The 24,092-nt window shown below is 64.1% G+C and carries 22 protein-coding genes and 1 tRNA gene; 21 read left to right on the top strand and 2 right to left on the bottom strand.

Features of this window, described 5'->3' with window-relative positions; translation table 11 throughout:
• The 6 genes from CXR42_RS19190 to CXR42_RS19165 form a co-directional block, all read left to right on the top strand.
• A partial coding sequence (locus tag CXR42_RS19190) for an elongation factor Tu (RefSeq protein ID WP_103259199.1) occupies window positions 1-861 on the top strand: 861 nt, incomplete at its 5' end.
• A gap of 149 nt (window positions 862-1,010) precedes the next feature.
• Complete coding sequence (locus CXR42_RS19185; RefSeq protein WP_103259219.1) at window positions 1,011-1,310, top strand: ribbon-helix-helix domain-containing protein; 300 nt, start codon at window positions 1,011-1,013, stop codon at window positions 1,308-1,310.
• 90 nt (window positions 1,311-1,400) lie between these two features.
• Complete coding sequence (locus tag CXR42_RS19180) at window positions 1,401-1,796, top strand: VOC family protein (protein ID WP_103259218.1); 396 nt, start codon at window positions 1,401-1,403, stop codon at window positions 1,794-1,796.
• A gap of 46 nt (window positions 1,797-1,842) precedes the next feature.
• Window positions 1,843-2,367, top strand: coding sequence for a Twin-arginine translocation pathway signal (locus CXR42_RS19175; protein ID WP_103259217.1), 525 nt, complete (start codon window positions 1,843-1,845; stop codon window positions 2,365-2,367).
• A gap of 12 nt (window positions 2,368-2,379) precedes the next feature.
• On the top strand, window positions 2,380-3,948 hold the full coding sequence (locus tag CXR42_RS19170) for a GMC family oxidoreductase (protein WP_103259216.1): 1,569 nt from the start codon (window positions 2,380-2,382) through the stop codon (window positions 3,946-3,948).
• A 179-nt stretch (window positions 3,949-4,127) separates the two neighbouring features.
• Window positions 4,128-4,772 carry a CatB-related O-acetyltransferase gene (locus tag CXR42_RS19165; protein ID WP_103259215.1) on the top strand — a complete coding sequence of 215 codons (645 nt, stop codon included), beginning with the start codon at window positions 4,128-4,130 and terminating at the stop codon, window positions 4,770-4,772.
• Here the strand turns inward: CXR42_RS19165 and CXR42_RS19160 are convergent.
• Window positions 4,769-4,993, bottom strand: coding sequence for a DUF2798 domain-containing protein (locus CXR42_RS19160; protein WP_103259214.1), 225 nt, complete (start codon window positions 4,991-4,993; stop codon window positions 4,769-4,771). The genes CXR42_RS19165 and CXR42_RS19160 overlap by 4 nt on opposite strands.
• A 197-nt stretch (window positions 4,994-5,190) precedes the next feature.
• Window positions 5,191-6,048, bottom strand: a complete 858-nt coding sequence (locus CXR42_RS19155) for a class I SAM-dependent methyltransferase (RefSeq protein ID WP_103259213.1) — start codon at window positions 6,046-6,048, stop codon at window positions 5,191-5,193.
• Between the two features lie 120 nt (window positions 6,049-6,168).
• Between CXR42_RS19155 and CXR42_RS19150 the strand changes: the two genes are divergently transcribed.
• From CXR42_RS19150 to CXR42_RS19080, 15 genes are all read left to right on the top strand, one after another.
• A tRNA-Trp gene (locus CXR42_RS19150) sits at window positions 6,169-6,244 on the top strand.
• Window positions 6,245-6,418: 174 nt separating this feature from the next.
• Entirely contained in the window at window positions 6,419-6,604 is a 186-nt protein-coding gene (gene secE, locus CXR42_RS19145) for a preprotein translocase subunit SecE (protein WP_103259212.1), read from the top strand.
• 155 nt (window positions 6,605-6,759) lie between these two features.
• Window positions 6,760-7,293 (top strand): transcription termination/antitermination protein NusG, encoded by a 534-nt coding sequence (gene nusG, locus CXR42_RS19140; protein WP_103259211.1) that lies wholly within the window; start codon window positions 6,760-6,762, stop codon window positions 7,291-7,293.
• 94 nt (window positions 7,294-7,387) lie between these two features.
• Window positions 7,388-7,840 (top strand): 50S ribosomal protein L11, encoded by a 453-nt coding sequence (rplK, locus tag CXR42_RS19135; protein ID WP_103259210.1) that lies wholly within the window; start codon window positions 7,388-7,390, stop codon window positions 7,838-7,840.
• 5 nt (window positions 7,841-7,845) lie between these two features.
• A complete protein-coding gene (gene rplA / locus CXR42_RS19130; RefSeq protein ID WP_103259209.1) occupies window positions 7,846-8,544 on the top strand; it encodes a 50S ribosomal protein L1 in 699 nt (232 codons plus the stop codon).
• A gap of 262 nt (window positions 8,545-8,806) precedes the next feature.
• Window positions 8,807-9,322 (top strand): 50S ribosomal protein L10, encoded by a 516-nt coding sequence (rplJ, locus tag CXR42_RS19125; protein WP_103259208.1) that lies wholly within the window; start codon window positions 8,807-8,809, stop codon window positions 9,320-9,322.
• A 78-nt stretch (window positions 9,323-9,400) separates the two neighbouring features.
• A complete protein-coding gene (gene rplL / locus CXR42_RS19120) occupies window positions 9,401-9,775 on the top strand; it encodes a 50S ribosomal protein L7/L12 (RefSeq protein WP_103259207.1) in 375 nt (124 codons plus the stop codon).
• 237 nt (window positions 9,776-10,012) lie between these two features.
• Complete coding sequence (rpoB, locus tag CXR42_RS19115) at window positions 10,013-14,146, top strand: DNA-directed RNA polymerase subunit beta (RefSeq protein ID WP_103259206.1); 4,134 nt, start codon at window positions 10,013-10,015, stop codon at window positions 14,144-14,146.
• A gap of 90 nt (window positions 14,147-14,236) precedes the next feature.
• Window positions 14,237-18,487, top strand: a complete 4,251-nt coding sequence (gene rpoC, locus CXR42_RS19110; RefSeq protein WP_103259205.1) for a DNA-directed RNA polymerase subunit beta' — start codon at window positions 14,237-14,239, stop codon at window positions 18,485-18,487.
• A 152-nt stretch (window positions 18,488-18,639) separates the two neighbouring features.
• Window positions 18,640-19,431, top strand: a complete 792-nt coding sequence (locus tag CXR42_RS19105) for a universal stress protein (protein ID WP_103259204.1) — start codon at window positions 18,640-18,642, stop codon at window positions 19,429-19,431.
• 302 nt (window positions 19,432-19,733) lie between these two features.
• Window positions 19,734-20,615, top strand: coding sequence for a DMT family transporter (locus tag CXR42_RS19100; RefSeq protein WP_103259203.1), 882 nt, complete (start codon window positions 19,734-19,736; stop codon window positions 20,613-20,615).
• 277 nt (window positions 20,616-20,892) lie between these two features.
• Window positions 20,893-21,264, top strand: coding sequence for a 30S ribosomal protein S12 (rpsL, locus tag CXR42_RS19095; protein ID WP_103259202.1), 372 nt, complete (start codon window positions 20,893-20,895; stop codon window positions 21,262-21,264).
• Between the two features lie 11 nt (window positions 21,265-21,275).
• A complete protein-coding gene (rpsG, locus tag CXR42_RS19090) occupies window positions 21,276-21,746 on the top strand; it encodes a 30S ribosomal protein S7 (protein WP_103259201.1) in 471 nt (156 codons plus the stop codon).
• Between the two features lie 9 nt (window positions 21,747-21,755).
• Window positions 21,756-23,882: an elongation factor G gene (fusA, locus tag CXR42_RS19085; RefSeq protein ID WP_103259200.1), complete on the top strand. Its 2,127-nt coding sequence runs from the start codon at window positions 21,756-21,758 to the stop codon at window positions 23,880-23,882.
• An 83-nt stretch (window positions 23,883-23,965) separates the two neighbouring features.
• Window positions 23,966-24,092, top strand: a 127-nt coding sequence (locus CXR42_RS19080) for a GTP-binding protein (RefSeq protein WP_232017738.1), incomplete at its 3' end; no start/stop codon positions are given.

Genomic DNA, 24,092 nt, shown 5'->3' with positions numbered 1-24,092 from the left:
GGCCCGATGCCGCAGACGCGCGAGCACATCCTGCTCGGCCGTCAGGTCGGCATTCCGTACATGGTCTGCTACATGAACAAGGTCGACCTTGTTGATGACGAAGAGCTGCTGGAACTCGTGGAAATGGAAGTGCGCGAGCTCTTCTCGTCCTACGAATACCCGGGCGACGACATTCCGATCATCAAGGGCTCGGCCCACCAGGCGATGATCGGCGAGCGCAAGGACATCGGCGAGGATTCGATCCGCGCGCTGATGAAGGCGGTTGACGAGTACATCCCGACCCCGGCGCGTGCGATCGACCAGCCGTTCCTGATGCCGATCGAAGACGTGTTCTCGATCTCGGGCCGCGGCACGGTCGTGACCGGCCGGGTGGAGCGTGGCGTGATCAACGTCGGCGACGAAGTAGAGATCGTGGGCATCCGCGAGACCAAGAAGTCGGTCTGCACCGGCGTCGAGATGTTCCGCAAGCTCCTGGACCGTGGTGAAGCCGGCGACAACGTGGGCGTTCTGCTGCGCGGCATCGACCGCGAGGGCGTCGAGCGTGGCCAGGTGCTGTGCAAGCCGAAGTCGGTGAACCCGCACACCAAGTTCGAAGCCGAGGCCTACATCCTGACCAAGGAAGAAGGTGGCCGCCACACGCCGTTCTTCGCGAACTACCGTCCGCAGTTCTACTTCCGCACGACCGACGTGACCGGGACCGTGCAGCTGCCGGAAGGCACCGAGATGGTGATGCCGGGCGACAACCTGAAGTTCGTGGTCGAGCTGATCGCCCCGATCGCGATGGAAGAAAAACTGCGCTTCGCCATCCGCGAAGGCGGCCGCACCGTCGGCGCAGGCGTCGTCTCGAAAATCATCGCCTGATCCGACCGCAGGCTGAGGGCGGGATGATCCCCGCCCTGCTTTCCGGGGCCGCTCGAAAGGCGGCCCCCTTTTCATGCGACGATGCGTGATTTGACATAACCGCCCCACAGTCCCACACTGGCATTCTGACCACATGGGGGAGGCCAGCGATGTGTCAGATGTTCGCCGGGCAGGACCCGGCCCGCTATGAGTATGTCACCCGCCGATTGCGGCTGAACGGTCAATCCACATCCATTCGGCTGGAACGCGCCTTCTGGGGTATCCTGGACCAGATGGCCGGCAAGGAAGGCACGTCGACGCCAGCTTTCCTGTCCAAGCTGCATTCAGAAGTTCTGGAACAGCACGGAGAGACGTCGAACTTCACCTCGCTCTTGCGCTGCGCCTGCACAATTCATCTGGGAGAGCTTGAGCAGATCCCGCAGACGGGCCGCCGGTTCGCGGCGGAATAGAAAAACTGCGCTGTAGTAGTCGGTTACTACCCGGGGGGAAACTGGTCCACTAACCTTACCAATATCCGCTAATCGCAGATGGGGTAGGGTATGGCCAAGGCGATCCATTCAATGATCCGCGTGCTGGACGAGGCGCGGTCACTGGCTTTCTATGACACGGCTTTCGGGTTGAAGGTCGCGGACCGGCTGGACTTCGAATCCTTCACCCTTGTCTACCTGTCCAATGCCGAGTCGACCTTCGAGGTCGAACTGACCATCAACAAGGGCCGGACCGAGCCGTACAACCTCGGCGACGGCTATGGGCACCTTGCGGTCAGCGTCGACGATGTCGATGCCGAACATGCCAGGCTGACAGCGGCGGGTCTTGCGCCCCGCAAGCTGGTCGACTTCGCCCCGGCGGGCAGCGTCATCGCCCGCTTCTTCTTCATCGCGGACCCCGACGGCTACCAGATCGAGGTCCTGCAACGCGGCGGCCGCTACCTCTGAGGGGGAGGGTGCGGTCCGACCCAGCCAAAAGCAAGGGAGGAAACCAATGACGAAACATGACCTTAGGGGGCTGACTCGGCGCCAGCTCTTGTCCCGCAGCCTGTCTGCCGCTGGTGTCTTGGCGGTCACCGGCGCGGGCTTCATCGCCGCCCCGAACGCAGCCTGGGCCGTCGAGGTGACCGTGATCACGCCGGAACAGATGGCGACGCTGCTGCAGATGGCGCGCGACATCTATCCGCACGACCAGGTGCCCGACCAGTATTACGCCGTTGCGGTCAAGGGTTATGACAGCGAGGACATGAAGGCCATGGTGGCCGAAGGTGTGGCCGCGCTGGACGCAGCCGCACAGGGTGCAAGCTTTGCCAACTATGTCTCGGCGGGTTGGGAAGAAGACCGGGTGAAGCTGCTTCAGTCGATCGAAACCACACCCTTCTTCCAGACGATCCGCGCCGGGTTGGTGACCGGTCTCTACAACCAGAAAGAGATCTGGCCGATCTTTGGATATGAGGGGGAAAGCTTCTCCCAGGGTGGCTACATCGAGCGTGGCTTCAACGACATCGACTGGCTGTAAGGGGGGACGGCAATGGCAACGTTTGATCTGAACGACGACAGCGTGGTCGTCATCATCGGCACCGGCGCAGGCGGCGGGGTGCTGGCGAACGAACTGGCGCAGAAGGGCGTCAAGGTCGTGGCGCTGGAGGCCGGCGGGCGCTACCTGCCCGAGGACTACGTCAACGACGAATGGGACAGTTTCACCCAGCTTGCCTGGCTGGACGCGCGCACCACCAGCGGCAGCTGGCGGGTGGCGAAGGACTTCGCGGGCCTGCCGGCCTGGATCGTCAAGGCCGTGGGCGGCACGACCACCCACTGGGCGGGCGCATCCCTGCGGTTCCAGGACCACGAATGGAAGGCGCTCAGCACCTATGGCGCGGTCGATGGGGCAAACCTCTTGGACTGGCCGATTGACGCCGCCGAAATGGCACCCTGGTATGACAAGGCCGAAGAAAAGCTGGGCGTCACGCGCACCGGCAACCGCCCGGGCCTGCCCGGCAGCAACAACTACCTTGTGTTCGAGAAAGGCGCCAAGGCGCTGGGCTACAAGGAAGTTCATACCGGCCGGATGGCGATCCAGTCCTCGAACGAGACGGGCGCCCGCATCGCCTGTCAGCAGACTGGCTTCTGCTTCCAGGGCTGCAAATGGGGTGCCAAGTGGTCGGCCGCCTATACCGACATCCCGGAAGGGGAGGCGACCGGAAACCTTGAGGTGCGCGAGCGCAGCCACGTCGCCCGCATCCTGCACAAAGAGGCGGGCAAGGTGACCGGGGTCGAATACTTCGACCAGGACGGCACTCTGCAGATGCAGAAGGCGCGCATCGTCTGCGTCGCGGGCAACTCGTTCGAATCGCCCCGGCTGCTGCTGAACTCGGCCTCGTCGATGTTCCCGAACGGGCTGGCGAACTCCTCCGACCAGGTGGGCCGCAACTACATGCGCCACACCACGGGGTCGGTCTACGCGATCTTCGACAAGCCGGTGAAGATGTGGCGTGGCACGACCATGGCCGGGATCGTGCAGGACGAGGCGCGCCATGATCCCAGCCGCGGCTTCGTCGGCGGGTACGAACTGGAAACCCTGGCCCTGGGCCTGCCCTTCATGGCGGCCTTCCTGAACCCCGGCGGTTGGGGACGGGGGTTCACCACGGCGCTTGACCATTACGAGAACATGGCGGGCATGTGGATCGTGGGCGAAGACATGCCGCAAGCCACGAACCGGGTCACGCTGTCCGAAACGAAGGACCAGCATGGCCTGCCGGTCGCCAATGTCCACTTCGACGACCACCCGAACGACGTGGCGATGCGCAACCACGCCTACCAGCAGGGCATGGCGATCTACGAAGCCGTGGGGGCCACCCGCGCCTTCCCGACGCCACCCTATCCGTCGACCCACAACCTGGGCACCAACCGGATGTCGGAACGGCCCGAGGACGGCGTCTGCAACAAGTGGGGCCAGACCCATGATATTGCGAACCTGTTCATCTCGGACGGCTCGCAGTTCACTACGGGGGCCGCGGAAAACCCGACGCTGACCATCGTCGCCCTAGCCATCCGCCAGGCCGACCACATCGCGCGGGAAATGGCGGCAGGCTCCATCTGACGACCCCGGCAGGGGTTCCAATCCCCTCTGCCGGATCCTGGCGGGCGCTCCTCCTCCACAGGGGCGCCCGTCTTTTCGTGGCCGGCAGGATCTGCTATCCTGTCCAGGCACGATGGAGGCACCGATGGACCTGACCCGCTGAACCGTTCCCCCGAACCGTTTCAACGAAAGGTCCCTGCATGCCCCTTGATCCCCTGCGGACGCATCCGCTGTCCTTTGCCGACGGCGCCGTCCATCCGAACATGGTCCACCTGAACCAGGTCATCGACCATCCGAACATCTCGGTCGGCGACTTCACCTATGCCAACGACTTCGATCCGCCCCAGGATTGGGCCGCCCGGCTGGCCCCCTATCTCTATCCCGGCGCGCCCGAGCGGCTGGTGATCGGCCGCTTCTGCCAGATTGCCCACGGGGTCCGCTTCATCACCGCCTCGGCCAACCACGACATGTCGGGGCTGACCACCTATCCGTTCCCGATTTTCGATCCGGCGGGGATCGCGGGGTACAAGGCCAGCTTCCACGGCCTGCCCGATACCATCATCGGCCATGATGTCTGGATCGGCCACGGCGCGCTGATCCTGCCGGGGGCCGAGGTCGGCAGCGGCGTGATCATCGGTGCCGGGGCTGTCGTGGCGGGCCGGGTCGCGCCCTATACGATCGTCGCCGGCAACCCGGCGCGTCCGATCCGTCCGCGCTTTCCACCCGCCACGGTCGCCGCCCTGCTGGAACTGGGCTGGTGGGACTGGCCGGCAGAGCGTATCCAGGCGGCGATACCGGTGCTTTTGCAGCCGGACCTCGCTCGCCTGCGCGCGCTTGCCCCCTAGCCCCGGACCAGCCGCGCCACGATGCGGCGGGTCAGGGGCGCCACGACCAGCACTGTTGGGAAGGCGATTGCCCAGCTTACCGCCCAGTTGCCAAGCCAGACGGCCACGAACCCCTCGCCCAACCCCAGCGCCCGGGCGGTCGACAGGCCCGAGACGATCAGGCTCATCAATCCCGACAGGATCAGGCCAAACAGGACAGGGGAAAAGCGGGCAGGGATCATGATCGGCCTCCGGGGCAAGCAGGCGCAAGCGCTATCCGGCCCTGACCCGCCCTGCAAGCCGGCCGAACACGTCGGTCCGCAGCCGGCCGGCACAAACAGTCATGGCCACCGCATGCGGGGCACCCGAAGGCTGGCCGCATTGTGATCAGTCGGCGGGTCGGGCAACCGATCTCGGGGCGTGATGCGGGGCCGAAGCTCTAGCCCTGCCGCGCCCGCTCGGCCTGGCGCATCTGCCAGCCCAGCCGGGCACCGGGATTGGCCTTGATCTGCGCCAGCATCGCCTGGAACCGCTCGCGCCCGATCATGTAGGCGTGCCACTTGGCCGCCGCGCGTACCCCGTGCATCAACTGGCCATCGGTCAGATCAAAGGTGCGTGCCGCTTGCAACTCGCCCGCCGTGGGCCGGCGCAGGCACAGAAACACGACGCAATCCTTTGGCACCAGCGCCAAAGGCAGGAAGCAGTCGCGCAGATGCACCATCTGCGCGCACAGCCAGGGCTGCACCGCGATCAGATAGTCCTGCTGCACCACCACCGACCGGCCGGGCACCAGCGCAGGAAAGAACTCGGCCGCGACATGGTCGGCCACCGCCGCCCCCTTCGCCGCATCCACCGCCAGGATCTCGACCGCGCCGCCGGTCCAGCGGGTCTCGGCGATTTCGCCGCGGTGCCACTCCACCCGGTCTGCCCAGCGGGCCAGATGTCGCCGGGCGATCGGCAGGATATCGGCCTCGTCATGGTCGGGCAGGGGGTCGTTCGGCAGGAACTTCTCCCAGAACCGGCGGGACGAGCGGAAATGGTCATAGGCATGCAGCCGTCCCGCCCAGTCCGTCCGCTCCAGCCCCGACAGCAACCGCGCGGCCGAGCCGCCGGCATAGGCGCCCAGGTCCACCACGGCCCCGTTGCCAGTCACCCGCCGCCCCAGCCAGTGATACAGCCGACTCTCCTCGGGCCGCAGCATCGACGGCACCGCCAGGCCCGCGGCCATCTCGGCCTCGGTCACCCCCGCCCAGGGTCGCGCCGCAAACTCGGCCTCGATCTCTGCCGCCGTTCCCATCACCGTCCCCGGCCCATTCCGCTGCCGAACCCTATCCCCGCCGATTTCGCCCGACCAGAGCGAACCCCGCCGATCCCCCCTTGATTTCCCCCACGGCCTGCCGTAACTCGACCTCCGCGTAGGGGTATAGCTCAGTTGGTAGAGCGACGGTCTCCAAAACCGTAGGTCGCGGGTTCAAGCCCTGCTGCCCCTGCCATCCTCCCGACAGCCGCAACTGCCGTAGGGTGTGCTTTCAGCGCGCCATGGCTTGCCCTGTGCCAGCACGCCAAGACCACTCCATTCTGCGCCCTTGGGCAGTTCCTTGCGGCCCCGGCTTGAAATCCGGCCCCATCTCCCGTATCTCCCCCGCAAACCAGCCCGGAATCCAGCCATGATGAACCCCTTCCAGTTCCTGCAGCAGACCCGTAACGAGGTCGCCAAGGTTGTCTGGCCCACCCGGCGCGAGGTTCTGTTGACCACGCTGATGGTCTTTATCCTGTCCGCCCTGGCCGCGACCTTCTTCAGCCTGGTCGATCTGGGGATCCGCACCGGCTTGCAGGTCATCATCGGGTCCTGAGGCGGCGGTTCCCCCTTGCAATGGGGCCGGGCAGGGGGTAATCCCCGCCCAACCAAAGGGACACCGGCGCGCATCGATTCGGGGTGCGCGCTGTTTTTTGTTCCGGGACGCAGACGACGACAGGGCCGCAGGGCCCGCAGCAAGGAAGCAGGCAGATGGCGAAGCGCTGGTATTCGGTAAGCGTTCTCTCGAACTTCGAGAAGAAAGTGGCCGAGCAGATCAAGACCGCCGTTGCCGAGGCCAACCTTGGCGAGGAGATCGACGAAGTCCTGGTCCCCACCGAGGAAGTGATCGAGGTTCGCCGCGGCAAGAAGGTGACGTCCGAACGCCGCTTCATGCCGGGCTATGTCCTTGTCCACATGGAAATGTCGAACCGCGGCTATCACCTGATTTCCTCGATCAACCGGGTCACCGGTTTCCTGGGTCCCCAGGGCAAGCCGATGCCGATGCGCGACAGCGAAGTGAACGCGATCCTGAACCGCGTCGAGGAAGGCCAGGAAGCCCCGCGCAACCTGATCCGCTTCGATATCGGCGAAACGGTGCAGGTCACCGACGGCCCGTTCGAGGGCTTCTCGGGCATGGTCGAAGATGTGGACGAGGCGCACAACCGCCTGAAGGTCACCGTGTCGATCTTCGGTCGCGCGACGCCTGTTGAACTGGAATTCACTCAGGTCTCGAAAGGGAACTGAGGAACGCGTGGGAGGCAAGCGCGGACCGCAAGGGACGTGACGAGCCGGACCACTAAACCGCGCCTTCTGGCGCTGTGACAAAGGAGAAGGCCAGATGGCCAAGAAGATCATCGGCAGCCTCAAGCTGCAAGTCAAAGCCCAGCAGGCGAACCCGTCGCCCCCGGTCGGCCCGGCCCTGGGTCAGCGCGGGTTGAACATCATGGCCTTCGTGAAGGAATTCAACGCGAAGACCGCCGACATCCCGCCGGGCACCCCGACGCCCGTCATCATCACCTACTACCAGGACAAGTCCTTCAGCCTCGAGCTGAAGACCGCTCCGGCCTCGTTCCTGATCAAGCAGGCCGCCGGTCTGCCGGCCGTGGGCAAGCGTGCGCGCGCCAAGGGCTCGATGAAGCCGGGCCGTGAAGTCGCCGGTTCGATCACCGCAGCCCAGCTGCGCAAGATCGCCGAGACCAAGATGAAGGACCTGAACGCGAACTCGGTGGAAGCTGCGATGCAGATCATCCTGGGTTCGGCACGGTCCTGCGGCATCGAAGTGAAGGGCTGATCACCATGGCAAAGATTGCAAAGCGCGTCGCCAAGGCGAACGAACTCTTCGTGGGCAAGGCGAACATCTCGGTTGAAGATGCCGTCAAGCTGATCAAGCAGGCTGCCTCGGCCAAGTTCGACGAAACCGTCGAAATCGCGATGAACCTGGGCGTTGACCCGCGTCACGCCGACCAGATGGTCCGCGGCGTCGTGGCGCTGCCCAACGGCACCGGCAAGACCGTCCGCGTCGCCGTCTTCGCCCGTGGCGCCAAGGCCGAGGAAGCCAAGGCGGCCGGGGCTGACATCGTCGGCGCCGAAGACCTGATGGAGACGATCCAGTCCGGCAAGATCGAGTTCGACCGTTGCATCGCAACGCCGGACCTGATGCCGCTGGTCGGCCGTCTGGGCAAGATCCTGGGCCCGCGCAACCTGATGCCGAACCCGAAGGTCGGCACCGTGACGATGGACGTGAAAGCGGCCGTCGAAGGTGCCAAGGGCGGCGAAGTGCAGTTCAAGGTCGAGAAGGCCGGCGTGATCCATGCCGGCGTCGGCAAGGTCTCGTTCGACGACGGCAAGCTGGCACAGAACATCCGCGCCTTCGTGGATGCGGTGTCGAAGGCGCGTCCGACGGGCGCCAAGGGCACCTACCTCAAGAAGGTGTCGCTGTCCTCGACCATGGGTCCGGGCGTGTCGGTCGACATCGCTTCGGCGACCCAGGCCTAAGCCGGTGGTGGGGTCCAACCCCACCTTACGAAATTCCTGATCCGCAAGGGTCAGGTCTAGCCGGGCGAAGAGATCCCTCTCCAAGCCCGGTTCTGTCCGAGACGGTGGGTGGTGCGCAAACACCATAAATCCTGCCCGAGATGGGGAACGAGATTGAAGGCGCCCTTCGGGCGATCTTGGTTTCGGGAACCGTGACGGACCCGACGCCCCTCGCAAGGGGGCAAACATGAGCCGGGGGAAACCCCAACCTTGGAGTGAAACTGTGGATAGAGCCCAGAAAGAGAAAGTGGTCGAGGAACTCGGCCAGATCTTCGAAAGCTCTGGCGTTGTGGTGGTTGCCCACTACACCGGGATGACGGTTGCACAGATGCAGGACCTGCGCGCGAAGCTTCGCGACGTGGGCGGGTCCGTCCGCGTTGCCAAGAACACGCTCGCCAAGATCGCCCTTGAAGGGAAGCCCGCTGCGAAGATGGGTGACCTCCTCACGGGCATGACCGTGCTGTCCTTCTCCGAAGACCCTGTGGCTGCGGCCAAGGTCTGCGATGCCTACGCCAAGACGAACGACAAGTTCGTCATCATCGGCGGGGCAATGGGCGATACGGTTCTGGACCAGGCCGGTGTGAAAGCCGTGGCCGCCATGCCGTCGCGTGAAGAGCTTATCGCTCAGATCGTGTCGTGCATCGGTGCGCCCGCCTCGAACATCGCCGGGGCCATTGGTGCGCCTGCGTCGAACATCGCGAGCATCCTGTCGACCATCGAGGAAAAGGCTGCCGCCTAGGCGGGGGCCTCACCCTTTCATCCCGGTCGTGGTTGATACCGCACCGTTGGAACCCATCTTAACAAACGGAACTGAAAAATGGCTGATCTGAACAAACTCGCCGAAGAGATCGTTGGTCTGACCCTCCTGCAGGCGCAGGAACTGAAGACCATCCTGAAGGACAAGTACGGCATCGAGCCCGCCGCTGGCGGCGCTGTGATGATGGCTGGCCCGGCTGCTGCTGCTGCCGCTCCGGCTGAAGAGCAGACCGAATTCGACGTCGTCCTGACCGACGCCGGTGCGAACAAGATCAACGTGATCAAAGTCGTGCGCGAAATCACCGGTCTGGGCCTGAAAGAAGCCAAGGACCTGACCGAAGCCGGTGGCAAGGTGAAAGAAGCCGTGTCCAAGGCCGACGCCGAGGCTCTGAAGAAGAAGTTCGAAGAGGCTGGCGCCAAGGTCGAACTGAAGTAATCCGTCACGGGGGCAACCCCGATGGATCAGCAGGGCTGGGTCCGACACCGTCGGTCCCAGCCATGCGCGTCTTGGAAGGGGCTTTGACGCAAAAGCCTCTTCCCAGACGCGGCGGGTTCGGGAGCCACCCTTCGGGACGGGCGGCACGAATGGAACCCATCGGTCTCTTCGCAAGCGGTGCGCGCCCGTGGCCCGACGGGTGGTGCGCCAGCGAAACACGGAAAGGTGACCAGAAACATGGCGCAAGCTTATGTTGGCCAGAAACGCATCCGCCGCTATTTCGGTAAAATCCGCGAAGTGCTGGAGATGCCGAACCTGATCGAGGTTCAGAAATCCTCCTACGACCTGTTCCTGCGGTCCGGCGACAGCGACAAGCCGCTGGATGACGAGGGGATTCAGGGCACGTTCCAGTCGGTGTTCCCGATCAAGGATTTCAACGAGACCTCGGTCCTGGAATTCGTCAAGTACGAGCTGGAAAAGCCCAAGTACGACGTGGACGAATGCCAGCAGCGCGACATGACCTATGCGGCACCCCTGAAGGTGACGCTGCGCCTGATCGTGTTCGATGTCGATGAAACCACCGGGGCCCGGTCGGTCAAGGACATCAAGGAACAGGACGTCTACATGGGCGACATGCCCCTGATGACCTCGAACGGCACGTTCATCGTGAACGGCACCGAACGGGTGATCGTCAGCCAGATGCACCGTTCGCCGGGCGTGTTCTTCGACCACGACAAGGGCAAGACCCACTCCTCGGGCAAACTGCTGTTCGCCTGCCGCATCATCCCGTATCGCGGCTCGTGGCTGGACTTTGAATTCGACGCCAAGGACGTGGTCTTTGCGCGCATCGACCGCCGCCGGAAACTGCCGGTGACGACCCTGCTCTATGCTCTTGGCATGGACCAGGAGGCGATCATGGACGCCTACTATGAGACGATCAATTTCGCTTACGTGAAGAACAAGGGCTGGGTCACCAAGTTCTTCCCGCAGCGCGTATCGGGCACCCGGCCGGCCTATGATCTGGTCGATGCCGCGACTGGCGAAGTCATCCTGAAGGCGGGCGAAAAAGCCACGCCGCGCATGGTGAAGAAGTGGAAGGACGAAGGTCAGGTCACTGAACTTCTGGTTCCCTTCGACCACATCATGGGCCGGTACGTCGCCAAGGACATCATCAACGAAGAGACCGGCGAGATCTGGGTCGAGGCTGGCGACGAGCTGACCTGGGAACTGGACCGCGACGGCGAAGTCAAGGGCGGCACCGTCAAGGTTCTGCTTGACCAGGGCATCACCGACATTCCGGTGCTGGACATCGACAACGTCAACGTCGGCCCCTACATCCGCAACACCATGGCGGTGGACAAGAACATGGGCCGCGATACCGCGCTCATGGACATCTACCGCGTCATGCGTCCCGGCGAACCGCCGACCGTCGAAGCTGCCAGCCAGCTGTTCGATACGCTGTTCTTCGACAAGGAACGCTATGACCTCTCGGCCGTTGGCCGGGTGAAGATGAACATGCGTCTGGATCTGGCCAAGCCCGACACCCAGCGCACGCTGGATCGTGACGATATCGTGGCCTGCATCAAGGCACTGACCGAACTGCGCGACGGCAAGGGCGAGATCGACGATATCGACCACCTCGGCAACCGCCGCGTCCGGTCCGTTGGCGAGTTGATGGAGAACCAGTACCGCGTCGGCCTGCTGCGGATGGAGCGCGCCATCAAGGAGCGCATGTCGTCCGTCGAAATCGACACGATCATGCCGCAGGACCTGATCAACGCGAAGCCTGCTGCCGCTGCGGTGCGTGAATTCTTCGGCTCGTCGCAGCTGTCGCAGTTCATGGACCAGACCAACCCGCTGTCCGAAGTCACCCACAAGCGCCGCCTCTCGGCCCTCGGGCCGGGCGGTCTGACCCGTGAACGCGCGGGCTTTGAAGTTCGCGACGTCCACCCGACCCACTATGGCCGGATGTGCCCGATCGAAACGCCCGAAGGCCAGAACATCGGCCTGATCAACTCGCTGGCCACCTTCGCCCGCGTGAACAAGTACGGCTTCATCGAAACCCCGTACCGCAAGGTGATCGACGGCAAGGTGACCGACGAGGTCGTCTACATGTCGGCCACCGAAGAAATGCGCCACACCGTCGCCCAGGCCAATGCCGGCCAGGACGCCGAGGGTCGCTTCACCGAGGAACTGATCTCCAGCCGGAAGGCCGGGGAATTCATGCTGAACCCGCCGGATTCGGTGGACCTGATCGACGTGTCGCCGAAGCAGCTGGTGTCTGTCGCGGCCTCGCTGATCCCGTTCCTGGAAAACGACGACGCCAACCGCGCGCTCATGGGCTCGAACATGCAGCGTCAGGCCGTGCCGCTTCTGCAATCCGATGCTCCGTTCGTGGGCACCGGCATCGAAGCCGTGGTTGCCCGTGACTCGGGTGCTGCCATCATGGCCCGCCGGGCTGGTGTCATCGACCAGGTCGACGCGACGCGTATCGTTGTGCGGGCCACGGAAATGCTGGAACCGGGCGAGCCGGGCGTCGACATCTACCGTCTGCGCAAGTTCAAGCGGTCGAACCAGTCGTCCTGCATCAACCAGCGCCCGCTGGTGAAGGTGGGTGACGTGGTGAAGCGCGGCGAAGTGGTGGCCGACGGCCCCTGCACCGACATGGGCGAACTGGCCCTTGGCCGGAACGTGGTCGTCGCCTTCATGCCCTGGAACGGCTACAACTACGAAGACTCGATCCTGATTTCCGAGCGTATCCTGCGTGACGACGTCTTCACCTCGATCCACATCGAGGAATACGAAGTCGCCGCCCGGGATACCAAGCTTGGACCCGAGGAAATCACCCGCGATATCCCGAACGTCGGCGAGGAAGCCCTGCGCAACCTTGACGAAGCCGGGATCGTCTACATCGGGGCCGAAGTGCAGCCGGGCGACATCCTGGTCGGCAAGATCACCCCGAAGGGCGAAAGCCCGATGACGCCGGAAGAAAAGCTTCTCCGCGCCATCTTCGGGGAAAAGGCCTCGGACGTCCGCGACACTTCGCTGCGTCTGCCGCCCGGTGCTTACGGCACCATCGTGGAAGTCCGCGTTTTCAACCGCCACGGTGTCGACAAGGACGAACGCGCGCTGCAGATCGAGCGTGAGGAAGTCGAACGCCTCGCCCGCGACCGCGACGACGAACTCGCGATCCTGGAACGCAACATCTACGCGCGCCTCAAGACCCTGATCACCGGCAAGACCGCCGTGAAGGGGCCGAAGGGTATCAAGGCCGGTTCGACCATCGACGAAGAACTGTTGGGCACGCTGTCGCGTGGCCAGTGGTGGCAGCTGGCCCTTGGCGAAGAGAACGACGCCAAGGACGTGGAGGCCCTGCACGACCAGTACGAAGCGCAGAAGCGCGCCCTGGACCACCGCTTCGACGACAAGGTCGAAAAGGTGCGCCGCGGCGACGACCTGCCTCCGGGCGTGATGAAGATGGTCAAGGTCTTCGTAGCGGTGAAGCGCAAGCTGCAGCCGGGCGACAAGATGGCCGGCCGTCACGGCAACAAGGGCGTCATCTCGAAGGTCGTGCCGATGGAAGACATGCCGTTCCTGGCGGACGGCACCCCGGTCGACCTGGTGCTGAACCCGCTTGGCGTGCCGAGCCGGATGAACGTCGGTCAGATCCTGGAAACCCACATGGGCTGGGCCGCGCGCGGCCTGGGGATCAAGATCGACGACGCGCTGAAGGAATATCGCCGGTCCGGCGACATGACCCCGGTGCGTGAGGCTGTCCGTCTGGCTTACGGTGACGAGACCTATGAAGAGGCCTTCGCAGGCCGCGACGAGGACGAGTTCCTGGAGCTTGCCGGCAACGTGACCAAGGGCGTGCCGATTGCGACCCCGGTTTTCGATGGCGCCAAAGAGGCTGACGTGAACGACGCGCTGACCCGCGCCGGGTTCGACACCTCGGGCCAGTCGGTGGTCTTCGACGGCCGCTCGGGCGAGCAGTTCCAGCGCAAGGTGACGGTGGGCGTGAAGTACATGCTCAAGCTGCACCACCTTGTCGACGACAAGCTGCACGCCCGTTCGACCGGTCCGTACTCGCTGGTCACGCAGCAGCCGTTGGGTGGTAAGGCGCAGTTCGGCGGCCAGCGTCTCGGCGAGATGGAGGTCTGGGCTCTGGAAGCCTACGGCGCCGCCTACACCCTGCAGGAAATGCTGACGGTGAAGTCGGACGACGTGGCAGGCCGGACCAAGGTCTACGAGTCGATCGTCAAGGGCGAGGACAACTTCGAAGCCGGCGTGCCGGAATCGTTCAACGTCCTTGTCAAGGAAGTGCGGGGCCTCGGCCTCAACATGGAACTCCTGGATGCGGAGGAGGAGTGAGCGACGAGTTTTCTGCGAAAACTCTGATTTTTCGCAGAAAAATCGTGTCGCCCAAACCTCTGACCGCAGCCCTTCACATGGGAAGATGAAATGAACCAGGAACTCTCGACCAACCCGTTCAGCCCGGTTGCGCCGGTCAAGACCTTCGACGAGATCAAGATCTCTCTGGCCTCGCCCGAGCGGATTCTCTCGTGGTCCTTCGGCGAGATCAAGAAGCCGGAAACCATCAACTACCGCACGTTCAAGCCGGAACGTGACGGCCTGTTCTGCGCCCGCATCTTCGGGCCGATCAAGGACTACGAATGCCTCTGCGGCAAATACAAGCGCATGAAGTATCGCGGCGTCGTCTGCGAAAAGTGCGGTGTTGAAGTCACGCTCCAGAAGGTGCGGCGTGAGCGGATGGGCCATATCGAGCTTGCCGCCCCCGTCGCCCACATCTGGTTCCTGAAGTCGCTGCCGTCCCGGATCGGCCTCATGCTCGACATGACGCTGCGGGACCTGGAACGCATCCTCTACTTCGAAAACTATGTCGTCATCGAGCCGGGTCTGACCGACCTCACCTACGGCCAACTGATGACCGAAGAGGAGTTCCTCGACGCGCAGGACCAGTACGGCGCTGACGCCTTCACCGCCAACATCGGTGCCGAAGCGATCCGCGAAATGCTGGCCGCGATCGACCTGGACGCCACCGCCGAACAGCTGCGTGAGGAGCTGAAGGAAGCGACCGGCGAACTGAAGCCGAAGAAGATCATCAAGCGTCTGAAGATCGTCGAATCGTTCCTGGAATCCGGCAACCGCCCGGAATGGATGATCCTGACCGTGCTTCCGGTGATCCCGCCAGAACTGCGTCCGCTGGTCCCGCTGGACGGCGGCCGTTTTGCCACGTCTGACCTGAACGACCTCTATCGCCGCGTCATCAACCGCAACAACCGCCTGAAGCGCCTGATCGAGCTTCGCGCGCCGGATATCATCGTCCGGAACGAAAAGCGGATGCTGCAGGAAGCCGTTGACGCGCTGTTCGACAACGGCCGTCGGGGCCGCGTCATCACGGGCACCAACAAGCGCCCGCTGAAATCGCTGTCGGACATGCTGAAAGGCAAGCAGGGCCGCTTCCGCCAGAACCTTCTGGGCAAGCGGGTCGACTTCTCGGGCCGTTCGGTCATCGTGACCGGCCCGGAACTGAAGCTGCACCAGTGCGGCCTGCCGAAGAAGATGGCGCTCGAACTCTTCAAGCCCTTCATCTACTCGCGGCTGGAGGCCAAGGGTCTGTCCAGCACCGTCAAGCAGGCGAAGAAGCTGGTCGAAAAAGAGCGTCCCGAGGTCTGGGATATCCTGGATGAAGTCATCCGCGAACACCCGGTCCTTCTGAACCGCGCTCCGACGCTGCACCGTCTGGGCATCCAGGCCTTCGAGCCGATCCTGATCGAAGGCAAGGCGATCCAGCTGCACCCGCTGGTCTGCTCGGCCTTCAACGCCGACTTCGACGGTGACCAGATGGCCGTCCACGTTCCTCTCTCGCTGGAAGCCCAGCTTGAGGCGCGTGTCCTGATGATGTCGACAAACAACGTCCTGTCGCCCGCCAACGGCGCGCCGATCATCGTGCCGTCGCAGGACATGGTCCTCGGCCTCTACTACGTCACGATGGAGCGTAAAGGCATGACCGGTGAAGGCATGGCCTTCGCCGACATCGACGAAGTCGAGCATGCTCTGGCCGCCGGTGCCGTCCATCTGCACGCCAAGATCAAGGCGCGTCTCCGTCAGGTCGACGAGACCGGCAACATCGTCTGGAAGCGGTTCGAAACCACGCCCGGCCGCCTGCGGCTTGGCAACCTGCTGCCCTTGAACGCGAAGGCGCCGTTTGACCTGGTCAACCGCCTGCTGCGGAAGAAGGATGTGCAAACAGTCATCGACACCGTCTACCGTTACTGCGGTCAGAAGGAATCGGTGATCTTCTGCGACCAGATCATGACCCTCGGCTTCCGCGAGGCGTTCCGTGCCGGCATCTCGTTCGGCAAGGACGACATGGTGATCCCGGACACCAAGTGGACCATCGTCAACGAGGTGAAGGACCAGGTCGCCGGCTTTGAACAGCAGTACCTCGACGGCCTGATCACCCAGGGCGAGAAGTACAACAAGGTCGTCGACGCCTGGACCAAGTGCAACGACAAGGTCACCGAGGCGATGATGTCGACCATCTCGGCCGTCCGCCACGACGCCAACGGCGCCGAGCGGGAGCCGAACTCGGTCTACATGATGGCCCACTCCGGTGCCCGGGGTTCGGTCATCCAGATGAAGCAGCTTGGCGGGATGCGCGGCCTGATGGCCAAGCCCTCGGGCGAGATCATCGAGACGCCGATCATCTCGAACTTCAAGGAAGGTCTGACCGTTCTTGAATACTTCAACTCGACCCACGGCGCCCGGAAGGGTCTGTCCGACACCGCGCTCAAGACGGCGAACTCGGGCTACCTGACCCGCCGTCTGGTCGACGTGGCGCAGGACTGCATCGTGCGCGCGCATGATTGCGGCACCGAACAGGCGATCATGGCTTCGGCTGCGGTCAACGACGGTGAAGTGATCGTGCCGATGGGCGAACGTGTCCTTGGTCGCGTCGCGGCCGATGACGTGGTGATCCCGGCCACCGGCGAAGTGCTGGTTGCCCGGGGCGAGCTGATCGACGAACGTCGCGCCGACCTGATCAACGGCTCGGGCATCGCCCAGATCCGCATCCGCAGCCCGCTGACCTGCGAGGCCGAGGAAGGCGTCTGCGCGCTTTGCTACGGTCGTGACCTTGCGCGTGGCACGCTGGTGAACATCGGTGAAGCGGTCGGCATCATCGCCGCCCAGTCCATCGGTGAACCCGGCACCCAGCTGACGATGCGGACCTTCCACATCGGCGGCGTGGCGCAGGGCGGCCAGCAGTCGTTCCTGGAAGCCAGCCAGGAAGGCAAGATCGAGTTCCGCAACGCCAACCTGCTGTCCAACGTGTCGGGCGAGCAGATCGTTGTCGGCCGGAACATGCAGATCGCCATCATCGACGAGGCGGGCCAGGAACGGGCCGCCCACAAGCTGACCTACGGCGCGAAACTGCACGTCAAGGAAGGCGAAACCGTCAAGCGCGGCACCAAGCTCTTCGAATGGGACCCCTTCACCCTGCCGATCATCGCCGAAAAGACCGGCGTGGCACGGTTCAAGGACCTGGTCGCCGGGATCTCGGTCCGCGAGGATACCGACGATGCGACGGGCATGACCCAGAAGATCGTCTCGGACTGGCGTTCGGTGCCGAAAGGCGGTGACCTCAAGCCCGAGATCATCGTGATGGACCCGGCGACGGGCGATCCGGTGCGCGGCGACAGCGGCAACCCGATCACCTACGCCATGTCGGTGGACGCCATTCTCTCGGTCGAAGATGGCCAGGAGTTGCGGCCCGGCGACGTGGTGGCGCGTATCCCGCGCGAAGGTGCCAAGACCAAGGATATCACCGGGGGTCTGCCCCGCGTGGCGGAACTGTTCGAAGCCCGTCGCCCGAAGGATCACGCGATCATCGCGGAAACCGACGGCTATGTCCGCTTCGGCAAGGACTACAAGAACAAGCGCCGCATCACCGTTGAACCGGTTGATGAGACGCTGACCGCCGTCGAATACATGATCCCCAAGGGCAAGCACATTCCGGTCCAGGAAGGCGACTTCGTCCAGAAGGGTGACTACATCATGGACGGCAACCCGGCTCCGCACGACATCCTGCGGATCATGGGGATCGAGGCGCTTGCCAACTACATGATCGACGAAGTGCAGGACGTCTATCGCCTGCAGGGCGTGAAGATCAACGACAAGCACATCGAGGTCATCGTTCGCCAGATGCTGCAGAAGTTCGAGATCCTCGATGGTGGCGACACCACGCTCCTGAAGGGCGAGCAGGTCGAGAAGATCGAACTGGACGAAGAAAACGCCAAGTCGGTCGCCCGTGGCGGCCGTGAGGCGAAGGCCGAGCCGGTCCTTCTGGGGATCACCAAGGCGTCGCTGCAGACCCGCAGCTTCATCTCGGCGGCCTCGTTCCAGGAAACCACCCGCGTCCTGACCGAGGCTTCGGTCCAGGGCAAGCGCGACAAGCTGGTCGGCCTGAAGGAAAACGTCATCGTCGGCCGTCTGATCCCGGCCGGCACCGGCGGGGCGACCAGCCGCGTCAAGAAGATCGCCGCCGACCGCGACCACACCGTGATCGAGGCGCGCCGCTCCGAGGCCGAAGAGGCCGCGGCGCTGGCGGCTCCGATGGATGTGGTGGACATCGATCTCGACGATCAGACCGATGCCGGCCTGGTCGATACGGTCGAAAGCCGCGACTGATCCCCGCTGCTTTCTGGCAGGACAGCCCCGCCGGTCGCAAGACCGGCGGGGTTTTCTTTTGCCCGGTGCGCCAATTCACGGTCCGGTGATCTTGTGGGTCAGGCGGCGGATACCTACCTCGCCCGAAAGCAGCTCAGTGGGAGACCCGGCCAATGTCCGTCCGTTCAATCGTCACTTTCGTTGATCCGGCAGATGTCGGGCAGCAGCCCGCCGCTCTTTCGCTGGCAATGGACTGGGCGAAAGGGCAGGGGGCCCAGGTCGTCGTCCTGTCCTTCCCGGTCGATGTTCTGGACGGCGCTGCCGAGGACGCGCAGGATTTCGCCCGCACCCGTGCCGCCCTCGACGCGTTGGCCGACAAGGCCGGTGTCCCTGTTTCGGTGATCGACCGGTCCAGCTTTGCCTACGGCATCGGCGAGGTTTTTGCCGACCACATGAAGGTCGCCGACCTTGGCATCCTCACCGGCCGTCGCGGTCCGCTGGTCGGCGAACGTCTCCTGGTCAATGCCGCCCTCTTCGACTCCGGCTGCCCGCTGATCGTCGTTCCCCGCAAGGGCCAGGTCGCCGTGCCGCGCCGGGCCCTGATCGCCTGGGACGGCACCCATACCGCCGCGCGTGCGCTGCAGGACGCCATCGCGATCCTGCCGCCGGGAAGCGAGGCGATTGTCGCCCGCGTGACCGATGACAAGGACCTGCGGATGGGCCAATCCGGGATCGAGGCCGCCCACCACCTCGCCCGCCACGGCATCAAGGCCGAATTCCGCGACGTGCCCCGCAATGGGCGGGAGATTTTCGACGCCCTCACCGCCACCGCGAAAGAGACTGGCTGCGACCTCCTCGTCGCCGGTGCCGTCCGCCACTCGCCCCTGCACGAGCTGATCTTCGGCAGCGTGACCGGCAAGGTGCTGGCCGGCGACTGTGACCTGCCGGTGCTGCTCTCGGCCTGACAGCCCGCGCGCCACGCTCTTTCCCTTCCCGAAATATCCTCGGGGGGTTTGGGGGGCGAAGCGCCCCCAAGCGTCCGAGCCCCTTTCGCGCCCTTCGCGCGACAGGGGCAAGACAAAGGCTTGCGCGCCAGCGCTCAATTTGAAAACCGTCCCCACCCGCGCTGCCGCCAATCCTTTCCGTCCGGTTAACGCCCACGGCTAACCCTTTGAGTCCGAAGGCACCCTGAACCTGTCCACCCGTGGACACTTTCCCTTCGCATCGCCGCCTGCTACCCAGTCCCGGCAAGTGAAGGACCCGCACCGTGCCGATCTCCGAGAACCTCCGCGGCATGCTCTTGATGTGCGCCTCGATGGCCGCCTTCACGATCAACGACACCTTCATGAAGTCGGTCACCCAGACCCTGCCGCTCTATCAGACCATCGCCCTGCGCGGGCTGATCGCGGTGGTCGGCCTGGGCGCGCTTGCCCTCGTCACCCGGGCCTACCGGTTCCGCCCCTCCGGCCGTGACGGCTGGCTGATCCTCTTGCGTTCGCTGGCAGACGTGGCCGCGACGATCCTGTTTCTCGAAGCCCTGCTCCGGATGCCGCTGGCCAACCTTTCGGCGATCCTGCAGGCCCTGCCGCTGCTCATCACCCTCGCGGCTGCGCTGGTTTTCGGGGACAAGATCGGTTGGCGGCGGATGACGGCGATCCTAGTCGGTCTGATCGGCGTCCTCATTATCATCCGCCCGGGGACCGAGGGCTTCGACCGCTGGTCGCTCCTCGGCCTCGCTTCGGTGGCCTGCGTCGTGGTCCGCGACCTTTCCGTCCGCCGGCTGCAGGGACAACTCCCCTCGGCCGTGGTCGCGCTTGGCGCGGCGGTGGCGGTCACCACGATGGGCTGGATCGGCACCGCCTTCCAGGGCTGGAACCCCGTGACCCCGGTCGAGGCCGGCAAGGTCCTTGGCGCGGGCCTCTTCCTGATCGTGGGCTACCTCACCTCGGTTATGGCGATGCGACACGGCGACATCGGTCTGGTCGCGCCGTTCCGCTATACGTCGCTCCTCTGGGCCATCGTCCTTGGCCTTGTCGTGTTCGGCGACCTGCCGGATGTCTGGACCTTCCTGGGCGCGGCGATCGTGATCGGGGCGGGGCTCTTCACCCTCTGGCGCGAGCGCCGGTTGCGCCGGTCCTCTGCGGCCTGAGCGGCCCCGGCCCGCCGTTGACTCCCCCCGCGATTCCCCATATACGCGCGCCAACCCGAACCTCCGCCCGACCCTTCAGTCGCGGCCGGAACAAGGGTTCAGAGCGCTTGAAGTGGTCATGATCCGGGCCGAAGATGCCCCGATCCTCTGGAATTCCACCGCGGCATCGCCGGAAACGGCGGTGGTTGCGGTGTTCGTGTTTTGCGATTCGCGCAAGCACGATCGAGAAGCGGCGCCCCCGACGGCTAGGGGGCGAGTATCGAAACGAGGAACGTGAATGCCGACGATTCAACAGCTGATCCGGAAGCCCCGGGAAGCAGTGGTCCGGAAGTCCAAGTCGCAGCACCTGGAATCCTGCCCGCAAAAGCGTGGGGTTTGCACCCGCGTCTACACCACCACCCCGAAGAAGCCGAACTCGGCCATGCGGAAAGTCGCCAAGGTGCGCCTGACCAACGGCTTCGAGGTCATCTCCTACATCCCCGGCGAAAAGCACAACCTTCAGGAACACTCTGTCGTCCTGATCCGTGGCGGCCGGGTAAAGGACCTTCCGGGTGTGCGCTACCACATCCTCCGCGGCGTTCTGGACACCCAGGGCGTGAAAGAGCGTCGTCAGCGTCGTTCGAAATACGGCGCCAAGCGTCCGAAGTGAGGAGATAACAGATGTCCCGTCGTCACGCCGCCGAAAAGCGCGAAATCCTGCCCGATGCCAAGTTTGGCGACCGGGTGGTCACTAAGTTCATGAACAACCTGATGCTCGACGGCAAGAAGTCGGTCGCGGAATCGATCGTCTACGGCGCCCTTGACCGCGTCCAGACCCGTCTGAAGCGTCCCGCCGTCGAAGCGTTCCACGAAGCCCTCGACAACGTGAAGCCCTCGGTCGAAGTCCGTTCGCGCCGCGTTGGCGGTGCGACCTACCAGGTCCCCGTCGAAGTGCGTGTGGAACGCCGTGAGGCGCTGGCGATCCGCTGGCTGATCACCGCCGCCCGCAAACGGAACGAGAACACCATGGAAGAGCGTCTGGCCGCCGAACTGGCCGATGCCGTGCAGAACCGCGGTACCGCCGTGAAGAAGCGCGAAGACACCCACAAGATGGCCGACGCGAACAAAGCGTTCAGCCATTACCGCTGGTAAGAGGGCATCATGGCACGCGATTACCCGCTGGAACGCTACCGCAACTTCGGGATCATTGCCCACATCGACGCGGGCAAGACCACGACCTCGGAACGCATCCTCTACTACACCGGCAAGTCCCACAAGATCGGCGAAGTCCACGACGGCGCCGCGACCATGGACTGGATGGAGCAGGAGCAGGAACGCGGCATCACGATCACCTCGGCTGCGACCACCACCTTCTGGAACCGTCAGATCGATTCCGCGGCTGGTCTTGGCGACAAGTCGACGAAGTACCGCTTCAACATCATCGACACCCCCGGCCACGTCGACTTCACCATCGAAGTCGAGCGTTCGCTGGCGGTGCTTGATGGCGCTGTGGTTCTCCTCGACGGCAACGCCGGCGTGGAACCGCAGACCGAAACCGTGTGGCGTCAGGCTGACCGCTACAAGGTTCCGCGCATCGTGTTCGTCAACAAGATGGACAAGACCGGCGCTGACTTCATGAAGTGCGTCCGCATGATCAAGGACCGGACCGGCGCGAACGCCGTTCCGATCGTCCTGCCGATCGGTGCCGAGGACAAGCTGGAAGGCATCATCGACCTCGTGACCATGGAAGAATGGGTCTACGAGGGCGAAGACCTGGGCGCCTCCTGGAAGCGTCAGCCGATCCGTGCGGAACTCAAGGCGGAAGCCGATGAGTGGCGCATGAACCTGGTGGAAACCGCCGTGGGTCAGGACGACGCCGCGATGGAAGCCTACCTGGAAGGCAACGAGCCGTCGCCGGAAGAACTGCGCGCGCTGATCCGCAAGGCCACGCTCGCGATCGACTTCATCCCGGTGATGGCCGGTTCGTCGTTCAAGAACAAGGGCGTGCAGCCCCTTTTGAACGCCGTGATCGACTATCTGCCCTCGCCGCTGGACGTGCCGCCCTACATGGGCTTTGCGCCGGGCGACGAGTCGGAAACCCGCAACATCGCGCGGTCTGCCGATGACGACCAGCCCTTCTCGGGCCTGGCGTTCAAGATCATGAACGACCCCTTCGTCGGCTCGCTGACCTTCACCCGGATCTACTCGGGCAAGCTGGCCAAGGGCGACGCGATGCTGAACGCGACCAAGCAGCGCAAGGAACGCGTCGGCCGGATGATGATGATGCACGCCATCGAGCGTGAGGAAATCACCGAAGCCTTCGCCGGCGACATCATCGCGCTTGGCGGGTTGAAGGAAACCACCACCGGTGACACGCTCTGTGATCCGGCGGCGCCCGTCGTTCTGGAAACCATGACCTTCCCGGTCCCGGTGATCGAGATCGCGGTGGAACCCAAGACCAAGGCCGACCAGGAAAAGATGGGCATCGCTTTGGCCCGTCTGGCTGCCGAAGACCCGTCCTTCCGCGTGGAAACTGACCTCGAAAGCGGCCAGACCATCATGAAGGGCATGGGCGAACTTCACCTCGACATCCTCGTCGACCGCATGCGTCGCGAGTTCAAGGTCGAGGCGAACATCGGTGCCCCCCAGGTGGCCTACCGCGAGACGATCAGCCGCGAGCACGAGATCGACTACACGCACAAGAAACAGACCGGTGGTACCGGCCAGTTCGCGCGCGTGAAGCTGATCATCTCGCCGACCGAACCGGGCGAAGGCTATTCGTTCGAATCGAAGATCGTTGGTGGTGCGGTGCCGAAGGAATACATCCCCGGCGTCGAAAAGGGTATCAAGTCGGTCATGGACTCCGGTCCGCTGGCAGGCTTCCCGGTGATCGACTTCAAGGTCTCGCTGATCGACGGCGCGTTCCACGACGTCGACTCCTCGGTCCTGGCGTTTGAAATCGCATCGCGGGCTGCCATGCGCGAAGGTCTGAAGAAGGCCGGTGCGAAACTCTTGGAACCGATCATGAAGGTCGAAGTCGTCACCCCGGAAGAATACACCGGCGGCGTCATCGGCGACCTGACCTCGCGTCGGGGCATGATCAACGGCCAGGACAGCCGCGGCAACGCGAACGTCATCGCCGCCATGGTTCCGCTGGCGAACATGTTCGGCTACATCAACCAGCTTCGGTCCATGACCTCGGGCCGCGCGGTGTTCTCGATGGAGTTCGACCACTACGACACCGTTCCGGAAAACCTGAGCGCGGAAATCCAGAAGAAGTACGCATGACGGTGCGGCGGGCTGAAGCCCGCCCTACCACCCCGTAGGCCGGGCTCCAGCCCGGCGCATCTGAACCAATAGGAGAAGCCATCATGGCGAAGGCAAAGTTTGAACGTAACAAGCCGCATGTGAACATCGGGACCATTGGTCACGTTGACCACGGCAAGACGACGCTGACGGCGGCGATCACGAAGTATTTCGGCGAATTCCGGGCCTATG

The sequence above is a fragment of the Tabrizicola aquatica genome (assembly GCF_002900975.1).
Taxonomy (GTDB): domain Bacteria; phylum Pseudomonadota; class Alphaproteobacteria; order Rhodobacterales; family Rhodobacteraceae; genus Tabrizicola; species Tabrizicola aquatica.
This window is presented reverse-complemented; position numbering and strand designations above follow the sequence as displayed.